Origin of the sequence: Enterobacter cloacae complex sp. P42RS, assembly GCF_014930595.1 — a bacterium.
In the GTDB taxonomy this organism is placed as follows: Bacteria; Pseudomonadota; Gammaproteobacteria; order Enterobacterales; family Enterobacteriaceae; genus Enterobacter; species Enterobacter bugandensis.
This window is the reverse complement of sequence record NZ_JADBRK010000002.1, coordinates 207,767-227,196: the sequence shown is the minus strand read 5'-3', so window position 1 is coordinate 227,196 and position 19,430 is coordinate 207,767. Positions and strand designations below refer to the sequence as shown.

Sequence of the window (19,430 nt, the reverse complement as noted above, 5' to 3'; positions counted from 1 at the left end):
ATATGCTGAACGTGATCGTTGACGGGCTGTGGCGCGAGGGGGATAAAAGCCTCGCCGTCAGGCTGGTGGCCGAAAACGGCGACGCGCTACCGGCGTGGCAACCCGGCGCGCACATTGATGTCCACCTGCCCTGCGGCGTGGTCCGCCAGTACTCTCTGACCGGGGCATGTGGCGACGAGAGCTATCTTATCTGCGTGGGGCGAGAAGCCGCCTCGCGCGGCGGGTCGCGCTACGTTCACGAAACTCTGCGTCCGGGCCAAAGGCTTTCGATCTCGACCCCGCGCAATCTGTTTCCGCTGCATCAGGCTGAGCGGGTATTGCTGCTGGCAGCAGGGATTGGCATTACGCCGCTGTATGCGATGGCATTGCAGCTGAAAGCGACCGGAACGCCGTTTACGCTGCACTATTACGTCAGAAACCGGGAAAGCGCGGCGTTTGCGCGCGAACTCTCGCAGTGCGGTGACTGCATTATTCATACCACCACCCCACGAACCACGCTGGCGGAGCATTTCCCCGCGCCTGAAGCGGGGCTGCACGCGTGGGTGTGCGGACCTGCGGGGTTTATGGAGAAAGCGCGCGATGTGGCGGCGGCGAAGGGATGGGATGACGCCCATATCCACAGCGAGGCGTTTCAGCCCGCTCCCCCTGTCACAAGCGGCGTCGCAGGCGAGATCTTTACGGTCAAACTTGCCTCTACCGGCGAGCGCTGGCCGGTGCCTGCGGATAAGACCATCGCTCAGGTATTACAGGAAAACGGCGTGGACGTGCCGCTGTCCTGCGAAATGGGGATCTGCGGCGCCTGCCTGACGCCGGTGATTGACGGCGTGGTGGACCACAGGGATAGCGTGCAGTCGGAGGCAGAAAAAAGCGCGGCTGACCAGCAGGTGGCGCTCTGCTGTTCGCGGAGTCACTCCGGGGAGCTGGTGATTGCGCTGTAAAACGAAAAAACCCTGCGATATTGCTATCGCAGGGTTTTCGAATTTGGCGGAAGCGTAGAGATTCGAACTCTAGAACCCTTTCGGGTCGCCGGTTTTCAAGACCGGTGCCTTCAACCGCTCGGCCACGCTTCCAAAGTGAGGCGCACTATAAACATCTATTAGCGCCTTGTAAAGCAGGAATTTTTCTATTTTTGCCTGCAGGCGTTTGACTGCGCAAAAAGTCACCCGGACGCTTTCCTGCCCTCCCCCCTTCCCCCCTTGTACATACCGTTACACAGCAACGCTCATCCTTTTAAATCACCGTGGTATAGAATGCCAAAAAAAATAGACGGCCATGTGTTTTTTAATGGTAATAAATCCGGGTAATGCGGGTTTTAACGCATTACTGTCATAGCGCCTTACTGGTTGATGATGAAAATCAAAAATACGTTTTGCTTACATATCCTGATGGCCGTTTTGGCCATTTTAGTCCTGAGTTTTCACCCGCTGGTGACAAGCTTTGATCCGCCGCTTAAATTCCAGCCGCTGATCAAGTCCATGGCAGGGACGACAAAAGAACAGGCGGAAAAAATAGCCACAATTTCCCATGCTTTAGAAGGGAATGCTATTTTCTTCCTTGGTGCGTCTGAGGTCGCCACCTCAGAAGAGGAACATTACGCCGTATTTAATTATTTTAATAAGCAATTGCACCAGCCCGTCGTGGCCTATGGCGATGCGTTTGTCGATGACGAAACGCAATTTTTACTTCTCTCGCGTTTTAAAGATAGCCTTAACGCAAACAGCAAAGTGGTGCTGCTTCTGGCGCCTGACGGCTTTTATTCAAAAGGCCTGCCGCCCGCTATCTATGCGGATAATTTTCCGGGCTCGATTTTTAATCCCCTGATGAAGGATCCGCAGGCGCGCCCGTTCCTGGTTAATTACCTGAAGCATATTGATGCGAAAGAGATAAGCCATTTAACCTTCGGGCAAATGCGTGTGTATGGCTGGCATCCGGCGCTGATGTGGGACGAGCTGAGTTTTCAATTTGCAAACTTCTGCACCCTGATTAAAAACGACTGGCTGTCGCTGCTCAACATCAGACCACAGACAGCGCAGCCCTGGCCTCAGCAGCCAACCGCCCGTCTTTCCCCTGACTGGGATAAAGCGCTGGCGAATGCCCGCGAGTTGAATAAAAAGCGCCATCAGAGCGCGGCCACGCTGTGGATGGACAAAACGATTTATGACGAGGACGGTAAGCCGCAGCAGTGGGATGACACGCCGGTGGTGCCGGCGCAGTTCGCCGCGTTCAGGAAAACCGTTCAGCTTTTGAAAGCGCATCACGTGCAGGTGATTGCTATCGTCGACCCGGTTAACCCCTGGGCGCTTTACAATACCGACACCTTCCGCCCGTTCGATAAGCAGATTCAAACCATTCTGAAAGAGAACCAGATCCCGTATTTGGATATGTACGCCATGCCGTATCAGAACGGCTGGAACTGGGATCGTCTGCACCCTACCGAACTGGCCTGGGTGCCAATGCTTCGCTTTATTGCACAGAGTTTTAAATAATGAAAATCGCGATCCGTCTTTTTTGCCTTTATTTACTGCTGGCGATCACCGTCGTTGCATGGACCGCTGTCGATGACAGCATGAGTATGCAGCTGCATTTTGAATATCAAAAATTCTGAGGCGAAATGATGTACAGCTCAGGAATGTTTTTTGTCTGTTTATTTTCATCCGCGCTGGTGTTTGCGATGGTTAATCGTGTTTTACGCCACCGTCTGACCTGGCTAGTTTCCTTATCCGTGGTGACAGCATTAGGCTGGGGTTATATTTTTCAGGGCAATTACAGTGTTCCCGTGGCCGTCTTTTGCTGGTTTTATCTTGTCGCCACGTTAAAAGAAAAAGGCAGATTAAAAACCTGGCAGGCGGTCGTTTTAACGCTGCTGCCCCTGGTTCTGGTGAAATTACATTTTAATTATCACCTCGGCACAATCGGTCTCTCTTTTATGACCTTCCGTGCTGTGGATGTACTGCTGTATCGCAGTAAAAAAGAGGGCCAGAATTTCCTGCACTATTTCTGCTATCTCTTTATGCCCTTTATTATTCTGGCCGGCCCGATGTATCGCTGGCGAACATGGATGAGCGATGTGAATAAGCCGGCATTTGTCCTGAACCGCGAACAGTTTTTAACGGCGCTGGAGCAAATTATTACCGGCATCATTCAGAAGTTCCTGTTTGCCATGCTGATCGATTCGCTCGTCGTGCAGCCCTGGAGCCATAAGCCGTTTACCCTGACCGTGGGCGTGGTGATGTCGATTGCCTACAGCGCCTATCTGTACTTCGATTTTGCGGGCTACAGCAATATGGCCATCGGCGCGGGTCGGCTGTTTGGGCTGAATATTCCGGCAAACTTCAACATGCCGCTCCTTGCAAAGAACCCGCAGGATTTCTGGCGCCGCTTCCACATCAGCCTGTCCGAATGGCTGCGCGACGTGGTCTTTATGCCCGTCTATATGAACCTGATGAAGTTTAACTTTTTCCGCCAGAACAAAACGCTGGCGCAAAATATCGGTATTTTTTGCACCCTGTTCTGCATGGGGGCGTGGAATGGCCTGGAACGCCATTACGTCATCAGCGGCGCGCTGTTTGGCGCGATTTCCGTCGCGCACAACATGCTGCTGTGGTCAGCCAAACGCAGCCCAACGTTACACCGCGGATTGCAGTATCCGGCCGTTGCGTTTTTGGGACGAATTCTGACGCTGGGAAGCGCCGCAGGATCCCTTTACATCTTCAGTGGAATGTCACCTCTATGAAAAATCACTCCGATCTTCAGGAACTGCAGGATTTCTTGCGTGCGGCACTGCGCGATCCCGCCTCCCCGCAGCAGCTGGCCATCAGCGGAAGCGACGAAACCTTAAGCTGGCTCCAGCTTTCTTCTGCCGTGACGAACTGGGCAGAGCGTTATCGACGCTGCCAGCCCGCAGACGGTACGCCGATCGTGCTGTACGGCCATCAGCAGGCCGAGTTCGCCGTGGCAATCTATAGCTGCCTGCTGCACAACATTCCGTACATCCCGGTGGACTGCATCTACCCGCAGGAGCGGCTTCGCGAGATCTGCAACCTGACCGGCGCCCCTTACTACTACGACGTGGCGACGCGGCAGTTCATCGCCACCGGCGAGGCGGGCAAGGTGCTGGAGGAGCAGGATCTGGCCTATATCATGTTTACCTCAGGCAGCACCGGAAAACCGAAAGGCGTGCAGATTGGACGTGAAAGCGTATGGCACTTCATGAAGTGGGTCAGCCAGGACTTTTCACTGCCGGAAAAACCGGTGCTGATGAACCACGCGGTGTTTAGCTTTGACCTCTCCCTGATCCCTCTGCTGGCGAACCTGGCGATGGGAGGCCACATCGTGCTGAATGCCAAAGAGGATATCCAGAAAGAGAACTGGCTCGAGCGACTGCAAAGCAACGCGGTCTCCGCCTGGGTTTCCACCCCCTCTTTTGCCTACCAGCAGCTGCTTTCTCCGCACTTTAACAGCGAGTATTTGCCTGCACTCAGCGTCTTTATCTTCATTGGCGAAGTGCTCAATAAAGCGCTTGTGAAACAGCTCCGCCGCCGTTTCCCGCAGGCCAAAATCATCAACTCCTATGGCCCAACGGAAGCGACCATTGCGACAACCGTGGTTGAGATCACGGATGAGATCCTTAACAGCGACAGCGCGGTGCTGCCGGTGGGCGTGATGATGCCGGACAGCAGAATGGAAATTTCCGCCGAGGGCGAGCTGATTATCTGGGGCAAAAACGTCATGCGCGGCTATTTAGGCCTGCCGCAGGAGAACGCGGCAAAACTGCTGCGTCGGGAAAATGATGCGTTCCGCGGCTACCGGACCGGCGATCTGGGTTATGAAGACGGGCTCATCTACTGCCAGGGCCGCAACGACAGCCAGGTCAAGCTGAATGGCTACCGCATCGAGATCGGCGAGATTGAAAACCGCCTGCTGGCCATGTCCGGCATCAGCGAAGCGGTGGTGATGCCGCTGATGAAACCCTGCGGCAGCGTGCTGCGCATCGCCGCGTTCTGCGTGACGGAGCTGGCACCGGAGGCGATCAAAACCTCGCTGGCAAACGTGGTGCCCCACTACATGGTGCCTTCACAAATTATCGTAAAAGACGCTTTGCCGCTGAATCCTAACGGCAAAATTGACCGCAAGCTGCTGGACGCTTACGCCCGCACACATTAATTATCCCAGGAAAAATGATGGAACACGATATTCTCGCCCTGTTTGAAAAAGTGTTATCCCGCAAGGTTGGCTTTCACGATGAGCTGATTGAATCCGACATTCTCGACTCCATTCTGGCAGTCGACATGGTGCTGGAGGTGCAGGACGTTTACGGCTGTATGATCCCGCCTACCGACGTGGCGACGGTGCTGAAAACCCCGGCCGATCTCGCCCGTTATATTGAAGAGAACCGTTAACGCCCCCTCCTCTGATGGCTCTGGAACTCACTCCAGAGCCCATCATTCGCTTTCCCCTTCTGGATACCATTCACACGAATGAAACCCACCGGTTTTACTATTTCTCCTACACTTTAGGGGTACTGTCGGTACGGGAAACAAAACAAGCCAACATCATGAAGACAATAATGGTTCGCTCTGCGCTCAGCCAGCGATCGTTGCGTCTTTAACAGAGGAGTCTGCGGTATGGCATTCGTAACAACGAAAGACGGCGTCAATATTTACTACAAAGACTGGGGTCCGAAAGAGGCTCAGCCCATTGTTTTCCATCACGGCTGGCCATTGAGTGCCGATGACTGGGATAACCAGATGCTCTTCTTCCTTGCGGAAGGCTATCGCGTTATCGCAATCGACCGCCGTGGTCACGGGCGTTCGGACCAGGTCAGCGAAGGGCACGATATGGATCATTATGCGGCTGACGCGTCGGCCGTGGTTGAAAGCCTGGATCTGCACAATGCGGTGCACGTCGGCCACTCTACCGGCGGTGGCCAGGTGGCCCGCTATGTTGCGAAGTACGGCCAGCCGCAGGGGCGCGTTGCCAAAGCGGTGCTCGTGAGCGCCGTTCCACCGTTGATGGTGAAAACAGAAAACAACCCTGGCGGGACACCTGTAGAGGTTTTCGACGGCTTCCGTAAAGCGCTGGCCGCGAATCGCGCCCAGTTTTACCTCGACGTCGCCAGCGGTCCTTTTTATGGGTTTAACCGGGCGGGGGCCGAGGTTTCACAGGGCACCATTCAGAACTGGTGGCGTCAGGGCATGATCGGTAGCGCCAGGGCCCACTATGAGGGAATTAAGGCGTTTTCAGAAACCGATCAGACAGAGGATTTGAAAACCATTACGGTTCCCGTTCTGGTGATGCAGGGGGATGACGATCAGGTCGTGCCTTATAAGAATGCCGCCCTTCTGCAGGACCAGCTGCTGGCGAATAGCGTGCTGAAAATCTATCCGGGCTTCCCGCACGGGATGCATACCACCCACGCGGATACCATTAACGCGGATATTCTGGCCTTTATCCGCTCATAGACGTCAGGTTTTCAGATACGCGCAAAAAGAAAAACCCCAGCTTAACGAGTAAGCTGGGGTTTATATCTGGCGGAAGCGCAGAGATTCGAACTCTGGAACCCTTTCGGGTCGCCGGTTTTCAAGACCGGTGCCTTCAACCGCTCGGCCACACTTCCTGAGTGAGGCGAACTATAAACACCTCACCGCATGCTGTAAAGAGTGGCTGCAATCGTTCGCTTTAAAATTAGCCAAAATGTGCTTAATCGGTTGAACTGACAACACATCGGCGATTTTCTCAGCATAAAATCCAGCCCTCTCGCTTAGTGCTTTTTGATGTACATATCTTTTGTGAAATAGTACCCCAGCTTATCCGGCGTAAAGCCACCCACCCATGGTTTCACCAGGTGCGTACGGACGTAGTGATAAACCGGAATGGCAGGCACATCACGCCCAAGCAGATCCTCTGCCTGCTGGTAGAACTTACCCCGCTCTGCCGGCGTTTTGGCCTTTGCGGCGTTGATCAAGGCTTGATCGTAGTCCGGGTTGCTGTACTGGCTGGTGTTTTCACTGTCGCCGGTACGGAAGTTGTTCAGGAAGGTCGCCGCGTCGTCGTAGTCGGCAATCCAGGCGTAGCGCACCGCGTCAAAGTTGTGGGTGTGCATGGTATCCAGCATGGTTTTCCACTCCTGATTTTGCAGCTTCGCGTCTACGCCGAGGTTTTTCTTCCACATAGAGCTGGCCGCAATCGCGATGCGCTGGTGCGATTCAGAGGTGTTATAGAGCAGGTTGAAGCTCAGAGGATGGCTTTCGTTATACCCGGCCTCGTTGAGCAGTTTTTTCGCCTCAGCAATACGCTTGTCCAGCGGCCAGCTGGCGTAATCCGGATTCTGCAGCTTGACCCCGCCAATGTCCGGCTGGCTAATCAGCCACGCGGGACGCTGCCCCTGCCCCATCACCTTCTCAGCGATGATGTCTTTATCCAGCGCCATGTTCAGCGCCTTGCGCACGCGGGCATCGTTGAACGGCGGACGGGTGGTGTTGAATTCGTAGTAATAGGTTGCCAGCTGCGGGGAGACGTCCAGCTGGCTGCCCAGCGTTTTCTTCAACTGAGCAAACTGGTTAATGGGTACCGTATACACAATATCAATTTCGCCCGCTTTATAGCGGTTCACATCCGAGGCCTCGGAGGTGATCGGCAGATAGGTGACTTTGTTAATAACGGTATGCGCGTTATCCCAGTAGCGCGGGTTACGCTCCGCCACAATGCGTTCGTTGACCACCCACTGGGACAGCTTATACGCTCCGCTGCTGACGAAATGCTCCGGTTTGGTCCACTTTTCGCCGAAGCGGCCAATCAGCACTTTATCCACCGGCACCAGCGACGGGTGCGCCAGCATCGCCAGGAACGCCGCGTTGGGCTGGGTGAGCGTCACTTCCAGCGTGGTATCGTTAATTGCTTTTACGCCCAGCGTGTCGGGGGATTTTTTCCCCTGAGCGATATCGGCCGCGTTGACGATATGCATGTTGCCGGGATAGCTGGCGTACGGTGAAACGGTTTTTGGATCAACCAGGCGCTGCCAGCTCCAGACCACATCCTCTGCGGTAATGGCCGTCCCGTCGCTCCAGGTGATGCCCGGACGTAAGTGGAACGTCCAGACGGTGTTGTCCTTGTTCTCCCATTTTTCAGCCAGCCGGGGTTGGATTTCCCCTGACGGGGAGACGCTCACCAGCCCTTCGAATAAATCGCTGATAATATTGAATTCGACATCGCTTTCGACTTTGTGCGGGTCGAGCGAAGCCGGTTCGCTGCCATTGTTTCTGACCAGTTCCTGTTTTTCGGCCAGCGCTGTTCCTGCCGGCACGTTAGCCGCCCAGGTCGCCGTGCTGGCGCACAGGATCCCGGCGGTGAGTAAAGAGAGCGTAAAGCGCGTGCGTGTTTGTTGTTTCATTTCCTTCGCCTTATTGTCTGTTTTATGACGATCCGGAGATAACTCTTAGCGCCCGAAAGGCAATAACGCAATATTTTTCAGTAACCTATAAGAGGTTGATCTGGTAAATACTTTTAAACCGCCGTTCATACTGGTTACACATGCTTTTGCAGAAGAAACGACCACCTTCAGCGCTAACGTGCTGAGTAAAGATGGGTAAAACCACTTTGAGACTGGCGCGCCGTTTCCTATTCTTTCCGTTAATTACATCTGTCATAAGAGAGTGACTCATGGATCGTATAATTACTTCCTCACGCGACCGCACATCGCTACTCAGCACCCACAAGGTGCTGCGCAATACCTATTTCATGCTCAGCCTGACGCTGGCGTTTTCGGCGATCACCGCTACCGCCAGCACCGTGCTGATGCTGCCGTCTCCGGGCCTGATCCTGACGCTGGTGGGGATGTACGGTCTGATGTTCCTGACCTACAAAACTGCTGATAAACCGGTCGGTATTCTTTCCGCGTTCGCCTTCACCGGCTTCCTGGGGTATATCCTGGGGCCGATCCTGAATGCGTACCTGTCTGCCGGTATGGGTGACGTGATTGGCATGGCGCTGGGCGGTACCGCGCTGGTGTTTTTCTGCTGCTCGGCCTACGTGCTGACCACGCGCAAGGATATGTCCTTCCTCGGCGGTATGCTGATGGCGGGTATCGTGGTGGTGCTGATTGGTATGGTGGCAAACATCTTCCTGCAGCTGCCTGCTCTGCACCTAGCGATTAGCGCGGTGTTTATCCTGCTGTCATCCGGCGCGATTCTGTATGAAACCAGCAACATTATTCACGGCGGTGAGACCAACTACATCCGCGCGACCGTGAGCCTGTATGTGTCGCTGTACAACATCTTCGTCAGCCTGCTGAGCATCCTGGGCTTCGCCAGCCGCGATTAAGCAGATCTGCTGAAACAAAAAGGAGAATGCCTCAGGCATTCTCCTTTTTTTATGCCCTGGTCACCGCGGCAAATATAGGTGGGATAGAGCCGGTCCCGTCCCGATGAAAATAGAACTGAGCCACGGTATTGACCTGGACCTCATTCGCTTTTCCCTCGTTGCGCTTAAAGTTAAATTCCGTACTGCAGGCCAGCGCACCGCCTGCGGCGAACAGAAGTCTCATTTTCATTTTTCTGCTCCGCTTTTGTAGCGAATGGCTTTGCACAGGCTGGTGAACGGACAATCGGTACGGCATGTCGCGCATATGACGCAGATGAGTGAAAAACAGGTGTCGACGTATAAATGCAACGCGCTGAAAAAGCTTAATGCCAACAATCTGCTCCAGCTTCTTCTGTAGGTCGAGGTTTCTCACGCCGCCCCTTATTTGCTAGACTAGGGGCGGTTTTTACTTTATCGACAGAGCACTATGTTCATTTTTGCAGGCCAGGAAATTGAGACCGATAGCGAAGGCTATCTGAAAGACACCACGCTATGGAGCGAGCCGCTGGCGGAGAAAATCGCCGAAAACGAAGGTATCGCCCTCTCCCCCGAACACTGGGAGGTGGTCCGTTTTGTGCGCGAGTTTTATCTCGAGTTCAACACCTCTCCGGCGATCCGCATGCTGGTTAAAGCAATGGCCAACAAATTTGGCGAAGAAAAAGGCAACAGCCGCTATCTGTATCGCCTGTTCCCGAAGGGCCCGGCAAAACAGGCCACCAAAATTGCCGGCCTGCCTAAACCGGTGAAGTGTATTTAATACCGAATACCGAAGTTCACATATTCCCTGCCGGGTTGATGCGGTTCCGTTAAGACCTTATCAACCCGGGCGCTGCGCGGCCCGCCTGCTTTCAGCCACGCCATCAGTTTTTCAACCTGCTCCGCGTCGCCGCAGGCGACCACCTCAACGCTGCCGTCGTCCATATTTAGCGCGTATCCCGTTAGCCCAAGCGTTATCGCTTCGCGCTGGGTGCTGTAGCGGAACCCGACGCCCTGAACAAGGCCGTGGACCCAGGCAATGGTGCAGACTTTTGACATCTTCCTTCTCCTTATCCGTCTGGCGCGTTGCATTTCCCCAGCGAACTCGGGAAAATGGCGGCCATTTTCTTGAATCGACAGAACAGCAAATTATGAGTGTACGTTTAGTGTTAGCCAAAGGGCGTGAGAAGTCATTACTGCGCCGTCATCCCTGGGTCTTTTCCGGCGCGGTTGCCCGTATGGAAGGCAAAGCCAGCCTCGGTGAAACCATTGATATCGTTGACCATCAGGGGAAATGGTTAGCGCGAGGCGCTTACTCGCCAGCCTCCCAGATCCGCGCGCGCGTCTGGACCTTCGATAAAGACGAAACCATCGATATCGATTTCTTTGTCCGCCGTCTGCAGCAGGCGCAGCAGTGGCGCGAGTGGCTGGCAAAGCGCGACGGGCTGGACAGCTATCGCCTGATTGCCGGTGAATCCGACGGTCTGCCGGGCGTGACCATCGATCGCTTCGGCAATTTCCTGGTGCTGCAGCTGCTGAGCGCCGGGGCGGAATACCAGCGTGCCGCGCTGATTAGCGCCCTGCAAACCCTGTTCCCGGAATGCGCCATTTACGACCGTAGCGACGTGGCGGTGCGCAAAAAAGAGGGCATGGAGCTGACGCAGGGCCCGGTCACGGGTGAGCTGCCGCCTGCCCTGCTGCCAATTGAAGAGCACGGAATGAAGCTGCTGGTGGATATTCAGGGCGGGCACAAAACGGGTTACTACCTTGACCAGCGCGACAGCCGCCTGGCTACGCGTCAGTACGTTGCCGACAAACGCGTGCTGAACTGCTTCTCCTACACCGGCGGTTTTGCCGTTTCGGCGCTGATGGGCGGCTGTGCCCAGGTGGTCAGCGTGGATACCTCGCAGGAAGCGCTGGACGTGGCAAAACAGAACGTCGAGCTGAACAAACTGGACTTGAGCAAAGCCGAATTTATACGCGACGACGTCTTCAAGTTGCTGCGTAAATATCGCGATCGGGGCGAGAAGTTCGACGTCATCGTGATGGATCCGCCAAAGTTTGTGGAAAACAAAAGCCAGCTGATGGGCGCCTGCCGTGGGTATAAGGATATCAACATGCTGGCCATCCAGCTGCTGAACCCGGGCGGGGTGCTGCTCACCTTCTCCTGCTCCGGGCTGATGACCACCGATTTATTCCAAAAAATCATCGCCGATGCCGCAATAGATGCTGGTCGTGATATACAATTTATAGAGCAGTTCCGTCAGGCAGCCGATCACCCCGTGATTGCTACCTACCCGGAAGGACTGTATCTGAAAGGGTTTGCCTGTCGCGTCATGTAACTTGAAAAGAGAAATATTGCCCGCACTTAATGTGTAAGTCGTATTTCCCGGGAGGTGACTATGATTGCCAGCAAATTCGGTATCGGCCAGCAGGTCCGCCACACTTTGCTTGGGTATTTGGGTGTGGTCGTGGATATCGACCCGGAGTATTCCCTTGATGAACCGTCAGCGGACGAACTGGCGGTGAACGCAGAGCTTCGCGCTGCACCCTGGTACCATGTGGTGATGGAAGGTGACGACGGACAACCCGTACATACCTACCTTGCCGAAGCGCAGCTGAGTAGCGAGCTGCAGGAAGAGCATCCGGAACAACCCACGATGGATGAACTTGCTCAGACTATCCGCAAACAGTTACAGGCTCCGCGCCTGCGGAACTAAGCGTGTAAAAAAAGCCCGATGAACGGGCTTTTTTTTTATTACTTCGCCAGCCCCAGACGGGGGATATCGATTGCCGGACAGCGATCCATAACCACCTTCAATCCCGCATCCCGCGCCAGCACGGCAGCCTGCTCGTTAATCACGCCCAGCTGCATCCACAGCGTTTTCGCCCCGACGGCAATCGCGTCCTGCGCCACTTCCCACGCCGCCTCGGAATTACGGAAGACATCGACCATATCAATTTTTTCCGGCACGTCAGCGAGCGTGGCATAACCCTGCTGGCCCAGTAAGGTTTTCCCCGCCACTTTTGGCGACACCGGGATGACGTGATAGCCCTGATCGAGAAGGTATTTCATCACCCGATAGCTGGGACGGTCGGGTTTATCGCTCGCGCCCACCAGCGCAATGGTACGCGTGGATGTCAGAATCTCGGCAATATCGTTCTCTTTCATGGTTTTTCTCCTGGCTTTTTTAAAAGTGTACGCCAAAGCGCACATCTCAACCATCCATCCCATACAGATGTATGAGGGCAAAACGGCAAAATATGTCTATATGTTAGTAAACGTGATTATCGAAAGATTTAGATACATTAATGCGGCGACAGTATCTCTGACGGGAGCCTTCTATGAAAACCGGTTTTGCCACTGCTCTGATTGCGTTAGCGATGCCGGTTTGCGTTTTTGCCACCACGCTTCGGCTCTCTGGCGACATTGATCTTCTGGTTTTGGACGGGAAAAAGGTTTCCAGCTCGTTATTGCGCGGGGCTGACAGCATTGAGTTAGATAACGGGCCGCATCAGCTGGTGTTCCGGGTCGAAAAAGCGATCGGCCTGACTAACCATGAGCAGCGGATGTACATCTCTCCGCCGCTGATTGTCAGCTTTAATACCCAGCAAATCAGCCAGGTGAACATTACCCTGCCTCGCCTTGAAACGGAGAAGGAATCAGCGGCCTTCGACGCCTCGCCGCGCGTTGAGCTGCTGGACGGGAATGCAATGCCGATCCCGGTCAAGCTGGATATTCTGGCGTTGACCAGCGCCACAAAAAGCCCGGACTACGAGGCCGCAACGCAGGTCTATAACAAAGCCGGCAAACGCGCCTCCCTTCCGCAGTTTGCCACCATGATGGCGGACGACAGTACGCTGCTATCCGGCGTCTCGGAACTGGACGTCATTCCGCCGCAGTCCCAGAGCCTGACGGAACAGCGCCTTAAATTCTGGTTCCAGCAGGCCGATCCCGACACGCGGGCCCGGTTTTTACAGTGGGCAAAGCAACAACCTTCATCTTAAGCCACATTTTTTACGCCTTTCTCTTGCAGCGTCAGACGGTTCCCGTCATCGTGTAGTCAGTTAACCTGATGGATATGATTATGGAACTGACAACACGCACGCTGCCTGAACGCAAACACATTGCGCTGGTGGCGCACGATCACTGTAAACAAATGCTGCTTAACTGGGTTCGCCGCCATCAGCCGCTGCTGGAAAAGCACGCCCTGTCGGCGACCGGCACTACCGGTAACCTGATCCAGCGCGAAACGGGTCTGGAGGTGAATGCGATGCTGAGCGGCCCGATGGGCGGCGATCAGCAGGTCGGGGCGCAGATTTCCGAAGGGAAAATTGATGTGCTGATCTTCTTCTGGGATCCGCTGAATGCGGTTCCGCACGATCCGGATGTCAAAGCGCTGCTGCGTCTGGCAACGGTGTGGAATATTCCGGTGGCGACGAACCTGTCAACGGCGGATTTCATCATTGAATCACCGCAGTTTAACTCGCCGGTTGAGATCCTGATTCCGGACTATCAGCGCTATCTTTCCGAGAGACTGAAGTAGCTTTTTTGCCGGGTAGCGGCTACGTCTTATCCGGCCTCCCCCTCGTTGCCTTGGTCGTTATGGCTTCCGCGCCACCGGCACATCAATACTCTTCAGAATATCGACAAACACGGATGGCTCCTCTTTATTGAACAGCAGCCACACGCGATGACGCGCGCGGGTGATGGCCACGTACAGCAAACGTCGTTCTTCGGCATCCGGGAAGTCTTCCGGCACCGGCAGCAGGGCCTCTTCCATGACCGACTCGCGGGCCGGAGCCGGGAATCCGTCGCTGCCCTCCTTCAGCCCCACCACAATCACATAATCGGCCTGCTGCCCTTTGCTGGCGTGAATGGTCATAAATTCAAGCTGCAGTTTCGGCCAGCGGGTAGCGGCTTTTTCCAGCGCAGCAGGCTTAAGGTGATGATAACGCGCCAGCACCAGGATACGTTCATCGGGTTTCGCATAGCCGCTGAGCTTGTCCAGCAGCGGCTCCAGCTGGTCATCCGCCAGCAGGGTGACCGCTTTTTTATCCCCTGCCCGCAGGCTGTTTAGCGGCTTGGCCAGCTGGTGCGGGTTCTGCTGGATAAAGCGGTTGGCGATCTCACCAATCCGTGAATTGAAGCGGTATGTCGTGTCCAGATCGCTGCGGTCGCCTTCGCCAAAATAGTGGTGGAACGCGGTCGTCAGTGAAAGCTGCGCCCCGCTGAAGCGGTAGATGGCCTGCCAGTCGTCCCCCACCGCAAACAGCGAGGTATGTTTATTTTGCGCCCGCAGCGCCGAGAGCAGTGCCGCACGCTGGGGTGAGATATCCTGGAACTCATCCACCAGAATATGCTTCCACGGGCTGACAAAGCGCCCCTTCTCCAGAATGACGATCGCCTGATGGATAAGACCGGAGAAATCAACGGCATTTTCCTCTTTCAGCGCGGTTTTCCAGGCTTTCAATAGCGGAGCCATCAGCTTGACCCGTTTTGAAAACAGATCGCGGATCGCCTCCGGCGCGCTTTCAATCATCTCTGCCTGCGAGCCGCCGTGCATCCGCATCAGGCTGACCCAGCGGTCAAGACGCGAGCCGAGCCGACGCGCCAGTTTTTCATCCTGCCAGAAGCTGCCCTCCGGCACCTCCCAGTTGAGTTCCTCTTCCAGCCATTGACGCCACCCTTTCGCCTGCGCCTTTTTCTCACTGCACTGCTGACGCCACGTTTTAATAAACAACGCCTGTCGCGCCTGCGCGTCGTTTTCCAGTTTACTGATGGCAGGCACTTTTTTACTGCCCTGCTGAATGATATGCAGCGCGAGGGCATGGAAGGTTCTGGCGGTAATATCCCGGGTGTGCAGCCGTTCCTGGATGCGTTCGTCCATCTCCTGTGCCGCCTTACGGCCAAAAGCCAGAAGCAGGATCTGATCGGCAACGGCCTCCCCGGTGGTGAGAAGCCAGCCCGCACGCGCCACCAGCACCGACGTTTTACCGCTTCCGGCCCCCGCCAGCACCAGCAGCGACTGCTCGCCGTTCACCACCGCGCGCGCCTGAGCAGGGTTGAGCGGTGAAGACTCCACCGTACTGAAAAAGTCGGCGTATTGGGTGAGCATGGCATCCGTCCAGGCCTGGTTATGCGCCAGCCGGCTTTTATCCATATCGTTCAGCCAGGCCTGGCACTGACGCCAGGCATCGCGACAATTGTCGAACTCATCAAGACGCGTCACGGAGAGCGGCAGCGCCGAAAGTGCCTGTCGAATCTTTTGCTGCAGACCGGCGGTCTGCTGGCGCGTCAACCACGTTTGCTGCGCGTTGCTTTGCGCGATATCGTCCAGCACCTGCTGCAGCACCTGAGCGGCAATCACGCTCATGTCGTGGCTCCACTGCTGCCAGAGCGCGTTCAGGTGATGGTGGAAACGCTGGGTTTCCGCCCACTCGGTACCGTGAAGGCGCACGACTTTGTCGTCAGGCAGAACGAACTCGAGCTCGCCCCACACCAGCCCGCGCTTGCAGTGAATAGCCAGAAGCTGATTAAACGGAATAAGGTATTCGTGGCGTTCTCCGGAGACTTTAACCCCGGCGTTGAGCAGAACAACTCTGTCATAGGGGTGTTGCGCCAGGCGTTTGCCTAAAGAAGTTGCTTTCAGTTCCATGTCCCGCCAAATCCACGAAGAGATAATTTACCTGACAGTTTAACTGCCAGTTTTAAGGTGCTCCAGCCTAAAAAAACGTTACAATCATTGGGCGTTAATTTTATCGAAAGGAAGTGAGGGTTTATGCGTACCGTTCTGAATGTGTTGAATTTTGTGCTGGGCGGTTTTGCCACCACCCTTTCCTGGCTTTTTGCCACGCTGGTGAGCATCGTCCTGATCTTCACCCTTCCCCTGACCCGTTCCTGCTGGGAAATCACGAAACTCTCGTTCATCCCCTACGGTAACGAAGCTATCCACATTAACGAGCTGAACCCGGAGAGCAAAAGCGCCCTGATGAATACGGGGGGAACTTTGCTGAACATTCTGTGGCTGATTTTCTTCGGCTGGTGGCTGTGCATCATGCATATTTTTGCTGGTATTGCGCAGTGCATCTCAATAATTGGTATTCCGGTCGGGCTCGCGAACTTTAAAATCGCCGCCATCGCCCTTTGGCCCGTCGGGCGCAGGGTGGTTCCGGTCGAAGTGGCCCAGGCGGCGCGTGAAGCGAACGCACGTCGTCGTTTTCAGTAAATAAGGACTGGCCGCGTTTATGCTAAGTCCACTGCTTCGCCGTTATACCTGGAACAGCGCCTGGCTCTACAACGTCAGGATATTTATCGCGCTTTGCGGCACGGCTGCCCTGCCATGGTGGCTGAATGATGTCAAGCTCACCATCCCCCTCACGCTGGGGGTGGTGGCCGGAGCGCTGGCGGATCTGGACGATCGCCTGGCCGGGCGTTTGCGGAATCTGGTCATTACGCTCGTCTGTTTTTTTATCGCCTCCGCGTCCGTTGAGTTACTTTTCCCCTGGCCGTGGCTGTTTGCCCTTGGCCTGACGCTTTCCACCAGTGGGTTTATTTTGCTGGGCGGTCTGGGGCAGCGCTATGCCACTATCGCCTTTGGGGCCCTGCTGATCGCCATCTACACCATGCTGGGCGTTTCCCTGTACGACCAGTGGTATCAGCAGCCTGTGCTGCTGCTGTTGGGCGCCATCTGGTATAACCTGCTGACGTTAACCGGCCACCTAATCTTCCCGGTTCGTCCTCTGCAGGATAACCTTGCGCGCAGCTATGAGCAGCTAGCCCATTATCTGGAACTGAAATCCCGGCTGTTCGACCCGGATATTGAGGAAGAAAGCCAGGCGCCGCTTTACGATCTGGCGCTGGCAAACGGCCAGCTGGTCGCCACCCTTAACCAGACGAAAGCCTCGCTGCTTACCCGTCTGCGCGGGGATCGCGGCCAGCGCGGCACGCGCAGAACCTTGCACTACTATTTTGCCGCTCAGGACATTCATGAGCGCGCCAGCTCCTCACACGTTCAGTATGCCGCCCTGCGCGAGAAGTTCCGCTACAGCGACGTCATGTTCCGCTTTCAGCGCCTGCTGTCCATGCAGTCACAGGCATGCCAGCAGCTCGCGCGCTCCATTCTTTTGCGCACGCCCTATCAGCACGACTCCCGTTTCGAACGCGTGTTTAGCCATCTTGATGCGGCGCTCGACCGCGTGCAGGCCAGCGGAACGTCACCGGAACAGATCAAAGCGCTGGGTTTTCTGCTCAACAACCTGCGGGCGATTGATGCTCAGTTGGCGACGATTGAGTCCGAGCAGGCGATGGCACTGCCGGGCAGCGAGGTGGATAACCAGCTTGCAGATGACAGCGTGCACAGCGTGAGCGATATGTGGCTAAGGCTGAGCCGCAACTTCACGCCGGAGTCGGCGCTGTTTCGTCACGCGGTGCGAATGTCCCTGGTCTTATGCGTGGGGTATGCTTTTATCCAGATAACCGGTTTGCACCACGGCTACTGGATCCTGCTGACCAGCCTGTTTGTCTGTCAGCCGAACTATAACGCCACCCGACACCGCCTGGCATTGCGTATTATCGGCACCCTGGTCGGCGTCGCGATCGGCCTTCCGGTGCTCTATTTCGTGCCGTCCATTGAAGGACAGCTGATCCTGATCGTGATCACCGGCGTGTTGTTCTTCGCGTTTCGCAACGTGCAGTACGCCCATGCCACAATGTTCATTACGCTGCTGGTTCTGCTCTGCTTTAACCTGCTGGGTGAAGGGTTCGAGGTCGCCCTGCCCCGCGTACTCGATACCCTGATTGGCTGCGCTATCGCCTGGGCCGCCGTCAGCTTTATCTGGCCAGACTGGCGTTTCCGCAATCTACCGCGCGTGTTAGACAGGGCTATGAACGCCAACTGCCGATACCTGGACGCCATCCTTGAGCAGTATCATCAGGGCCGCGATAACCGCCTGGCTTACCGGATAGCGCGCCGCGATGCGCACAACAGCGATGCGGAACTGGCCTCGGTGGTATCTAACATGTCAACGGAGCCTCGCGCCACGGCCGAGATTCGTGAGACGGCTTTCCGGCTGCTCTGCCTGAACCATACCTTCACCAGCTATATTTCCACGCTGGGCGCCCATCGCGAAAAACTCACCAACCCGGGCATCCTCAATCTGCTGGATGACGCGGTCTGTTATGTCGATGATGCACTGCATCACCGGCCAGCCGATGAACCGCGCGTGAGACAGGCGCTGGATGAACTTACCCAACGTATTGCGCATCTTGAGCCCGGAAACGACAGCAAAGCGCCTCTGGTGTTACAGCAGATTGGCCTGCTCATCGCCCTGCTGCCAGAAATTTGCCGGCTGCAACAACAAATCGCTACCTGGAGGAGTGATTCTCCAGTGGCTCAGGCAGCGCATTAAACCACTCCGTCAACTCCCGGCGAATGCCGGCCGGGAGTGCCGCCTCATGCAGCCCCTCGATCGCCCCTTCCAGCGCGAATAGCACTTTGATACTCAGCGCTTTATTTTTCGCCCGCATCTTCAGCCAGCTCTCCCTAGCGCCAAGCGCCCGCAGTGTTTCTTCGTTGGTGATGCCCGCTTCAAAGAGCAACACTTCCAGCTGAAAGGTCAGGTTTGGCAGGTCCTTAAGTCGATTGCGCTGATGCCGCTGGTAACGCTCTTTTCTTGCCGCATTAAGTGCGAAAGTGGAGAGCTGAAGCAGACGCTCCCTGTCCTGCCATAGCCCGTCATCCACCCGGTAATAGTTGAGAAGCACCGGACGGCCCCGCTTCATCAGGGTCAAAAAAGACGCGGCATTTTTCACACAGTATTTCGCACTTTCTTCACAGGCGCGGAGGTAGAGCTCACCTTCTGACACCATGGCAAAAACCGCATCATCCACTGCCAGGGTATAGCCGCCGAACAGCGCGCGATGATGAATTTCACCCAGTGGTGACAGGTATTCCTGGGATTTATAAATCCGTTCATAAGATATCTTTTTCATGATATTTCCCTTCAAAATCATAAAGTAACAACGAAATTTCTTACTAGCGGATCCGTTAGCAGGAAAATAGGCAACTTAGCGTCGTTGAGCAAGATGATTTTTC

At 55.4% G+C, this 19,430-nt stretch carries 21 protein-coding genes and 2 tRNA genes; 15 read left to right on the top strand and 8 right to left on the bottom strand.

The genetic code is table 11. The annotated features are described in order from the left end of the window. Positions 1-2 precede the first annotated feature (2 nt). Positions 3-938, top strand: coding sequence for a PDR/VanB family oxidoreductase (locus IM314_RS04355; protein WP_193358661.1), 936 nt, complete (start codon positions 3-5; stop codon positions 936-938). 44 nt (positions 939-982) lie between these two features. Here IM314_RS04355 and IM314_RS04350 read toward each other — a convergent pair. Beyond that, positions 983-1,070, bottom strand: a tRNA-Ser gene (locus IM314_RS04350). 279 nt (positions 1,071-1,349) lie between these two features. Here IM314_RS04350 and IM314_RS04345 point away from each other — a divergent pair. From IM314_RS04345 to IM314_RS04325, 5 genes are all read left to right on the top strand, one after another. Continuing rightward, complete coding sequence (locus tag IM314_RS04345) at positions 1,350-2,486, top strand: D-alanyl-lipoteichoic acid biosynthesis protein DltD (protein ID WP_041910591.1); 1,137 nt, start codon at positions 1,350-1,352, stop codon at positions 2,484-2,486. A 128-nt stretch (positions 2,487-2,614) separates the two neighbouring features. After that, positions 2,615-3,733 carry an MBOAT family O-acyltransferase gene (locus IM314_RS04340; protein ID WP_041910592.1) on the top strand — a complete coding sequence of 373 codons (1,119 nt, stop codon included), beginning with the start codon at positions 2,615-2,617 and terminating at the stop codon, positions 3,731-3,733. Beyond that, positions 3,730-5,163 (top strand): AMP-binding protein, encoded by a 1,434-nt coding sequence (locus IM314_RS04335; protein ID WP_069732523.1) that lies wholly within the window; start codon positions 3,730-3,732, stop codon positions 5,161-5,163. Before IM314_RS04340 ends, IM314_RS04335 begins: the two co-directional genes overlap by 4 nt. Before the next feature lie 17 nt (positions 5,164-5,180). Next, complete coding sequence (locus IM314_RS04330; RefSeq protein WP_028012621.1) at positions 5,181-5,399, top strand: acyl carrier protein; 219 nt, start codon at positions 5,181-5,183, stop codon at positions 5,397-5,399. 225 nt (positions 5,400-5,624) lie between these two features. Further along, positions 5,625-6,461 carry an alpha/beta fold hydrolase gene (locus tag IM314_RS04325; protein WP_041910594.1) on the top strand — a complete coding sequence of 279 codons (837 nt, stop codon included), beginning with the start codon at positions 5,625-5,627 and terminating at the stop codon, positions 6,459-6,461. Positions 6,462-6,528: 67 nt separating this feature from the next. Here the strand turns inward: IM314_RS04325 and IM314_RS04320 are convergent. Then, a tRNA-Ser gene (locus tag IM314_RS04320) sits at positions 6,529-6,616 on the bottom strand. Between the two features lie 144 nt (positions 6,617-6,760). Beyond that, the gene (locus tag IM314_RS04315; protein WP_041910595.1) at positions 6,761-8,389 is read right to left on the bottom strand and encodes an ABC transporter substrate-binding protein; all 1,629 of its coding nucleotides are present in this window, start codon (positions 8,387-8,389) and stop codon (positions 6,761-6,763) included. A gap of 269 nt (positions 8,390-8,658) precedes the next feature. Here IM314_RS04315 and yccA point away from each other — a divergent pair, with 269 nt between their 5' ends. Beyond that, complete coding sequence (yccA, locus tag IM314_RS04310) at positions 8,659-9,318, top strand: FtsH protease modulator YccA (protein ID WP_013097244.1); 660 nt, start codon at positions 8,659-8,661, stop codon at positions 9,316-9,318. 49 nt (positions 9,319-9,367) lie between these two features. Here yccA and IM314_RS04305 read toward each other — a convergent pair whose 3' ends face one another. After that, positions 9,368-9,547: a hypothetical protein gene (locus tag IM314_RS04305; protein WP_072201744.1), complete on the bottom strand. Its 180-nt coding sequence runs from the start codon at positions 9,545-9,547 to the stop codon at positions 9,368-9,370. A gap of 24 nt (positions 9,548-9,571) precedes the next feature. On the opposite strand from IM314_RS04305, the gene IM314_RS04300 reads away from it, so the two are divergent. Both IM314_RS04300 and tusE read left to right on the top strand, forming a co-directional pair. Then, positions 9,572-9,715 carry a LuxR C-terminal-related transcriptional regulator gene (locus IM314_RS04300; protein WP_223239634.1) on the top strand — a complete coding sequence of 48 codons (144 nt, stop codon included), beginning with the start codon at positions 9,572-9,574 and terminating at the stop codon, positions 9,713-9,715. Positions 9,716-9,784: 69 nt separating this feature from the next. After that, on the top strand, positions 9,785-10,114 hold the full coding sequence (gene tusE / locus IM314_RS04295; RefSeq protein ID WP_028012611.1) for a sulfurtransferase TusE: 330 nt from the start codon (positions 9,785-9,787) through the stop codon (positions 10,112-10,114). On the opposite strand, the gene yccX is transcribed toward tusE, so the two are convergent. After that, complete coding sequence (yccX, locus tag IM314_RS04290) at positions 10,111-10,392, bottom strand: acylphosphatase (RefSeq protein WP_193358660.1); 282 nt, start codon at positions 10,390-10,392, stop codon at positions 10,111-10,113. The genes tusE and yccX overlap by 4 nt on opposite strands. Before the next feature lie 92 nt (positions 10,393-10,484). Between yccX and rlmI the strand changes: the two genes are divergently transcribed. Together rlmI and hspQ are read left to right on the top strand one after the other, a co-directional pair. Then, positions 10,485-11,675 carry a 23S rRNA (cytosine(1962)-C(5))-methyltransferase RlmI gene (gene rlmI / locus IM314_RS04285; RefSeq protein ID WP_193358659.1) on the top strand — a complete coding sequence of 397 codons (1,191 nt, stop codon included), beginning with the start codon at positions 10,485-10,487 and terminating at the stop codon, positions 11,673-11,675. 60 nt (positions 11,676-11,735) lie between these two features. After that, positions 11,736-12,053: a heat shock protein HspQ gene (gene hspQ, locus IM314_RS04280; RefSeq protein ID WP_008499919.1), complete on the top strand. Its 318-nt coding sequence runs from the start codon at positions 11,736-11,738 to the stop codon at positions 12,051-12,053. Between the two features lie 38 nt (positions 12,054-12,091). Here the strand turns inward: hspQ and IM314_RS04275 are convergent, their stop codons facing one another. After that, positions 12,092-12,505, bottom strand: coding sequence for a CoA-binding protein (locus IM314_RS04275; protein WP_028012609.1), 414 nt, complete (start codon positions 12,503-12,505; stop codon positions 12,092-12,094). 173 nt (positions 12,506-12,678) lie between these two features. Here IM314_RS04275 and IM314_RS04270 point away from each other — a divergent pair, with 173 nt between their 5' ends. After that, complete coding sequence (locus IM314_RS04270; RefSeq protein ID WP_060572728.1) at positions 12,679-13,341, top strand: DUF2057 family protein; 663 nt, start codon at positions 12,679-12,681, stop codon at positions 13,339-13,341. Between the two features lie 80 nt (positions 13,342-13,421). Further along, positions 13,422-13,880: a methylglyoxal synthase gene (gene mgsA, locus IM314_RS04265; protein ID WP_041912035.1), complete on the top strand. Its 459-nt coding sequence runs from the start codon at positions 13,422-13,424 to the stop codon at positions 13,878-13,880. Positions 13,881-13,937: 57 nt separating this feature from the next. Here the strand turns inward: mgsA and helD are convergent, their stop codons facing one another. Next, on the bottom strand, positions 13,938-15,992 hold the full coding sequence (helD, locus tag IM314_RS04260; protein ID WP_045261704.1) for a DNA helicase IV: 2,055 nt from the start codon (positions 15,990-15,992) through the stop codon (positions 13,938-13,940). A 123-nt stretch (positions 15,993-16,115) separates the two neighbouring features. Here helD and IM314_RS04255 point away from each other — a divergent pair, with 123 nt between their 5' ends. Together IM314_RS04255 and yccS are read left to right on the top strand one after the other, a co-directional pair. After that, on the top strand, positions 16,116-16,562 hold the full coding sequence (locus IM314_RS04255) for a YccF domain-containing protein (protein ID WP_188245791.1): 447 nt from the start codon (positions 16,116-16,118) through the stop codon (positions 16,560-16,562). A 19-nt stretch (positions 16,563-16,581) separates the two neighbouring features. Continuing rightward, positions 16,582-18,744 carry a YccS family putative transporter gene (yccS, locus tag IM314_RS04250; protein ID WP_041910602.1) on the top strand — a complete coding sequence of 721 codons (2,163 nt, stop codon included), beginning with the start codon at positions 16,582-16,584 and terminating at the stop codon, positions 18,742-18,744. Here yccS and IM314_RS04245 read toward each other — a convergent pair. Then, positions 18,701-19,327, bottom strand: a complete 627-nt coding sequence (locus IM314_RS04245; protein WP_041910603.1) for a TfoX/Sxy family DNA transformation protein — start codon at positions 19,325-19,327, stop codon at positions 18,701-18,703. The two genes, yccS and IM314_RS04245, sit on opposite strands and share 44 nt — an antisense overlap. Positions 19,328-19,430: the final 103 nt, after the last annotated feature.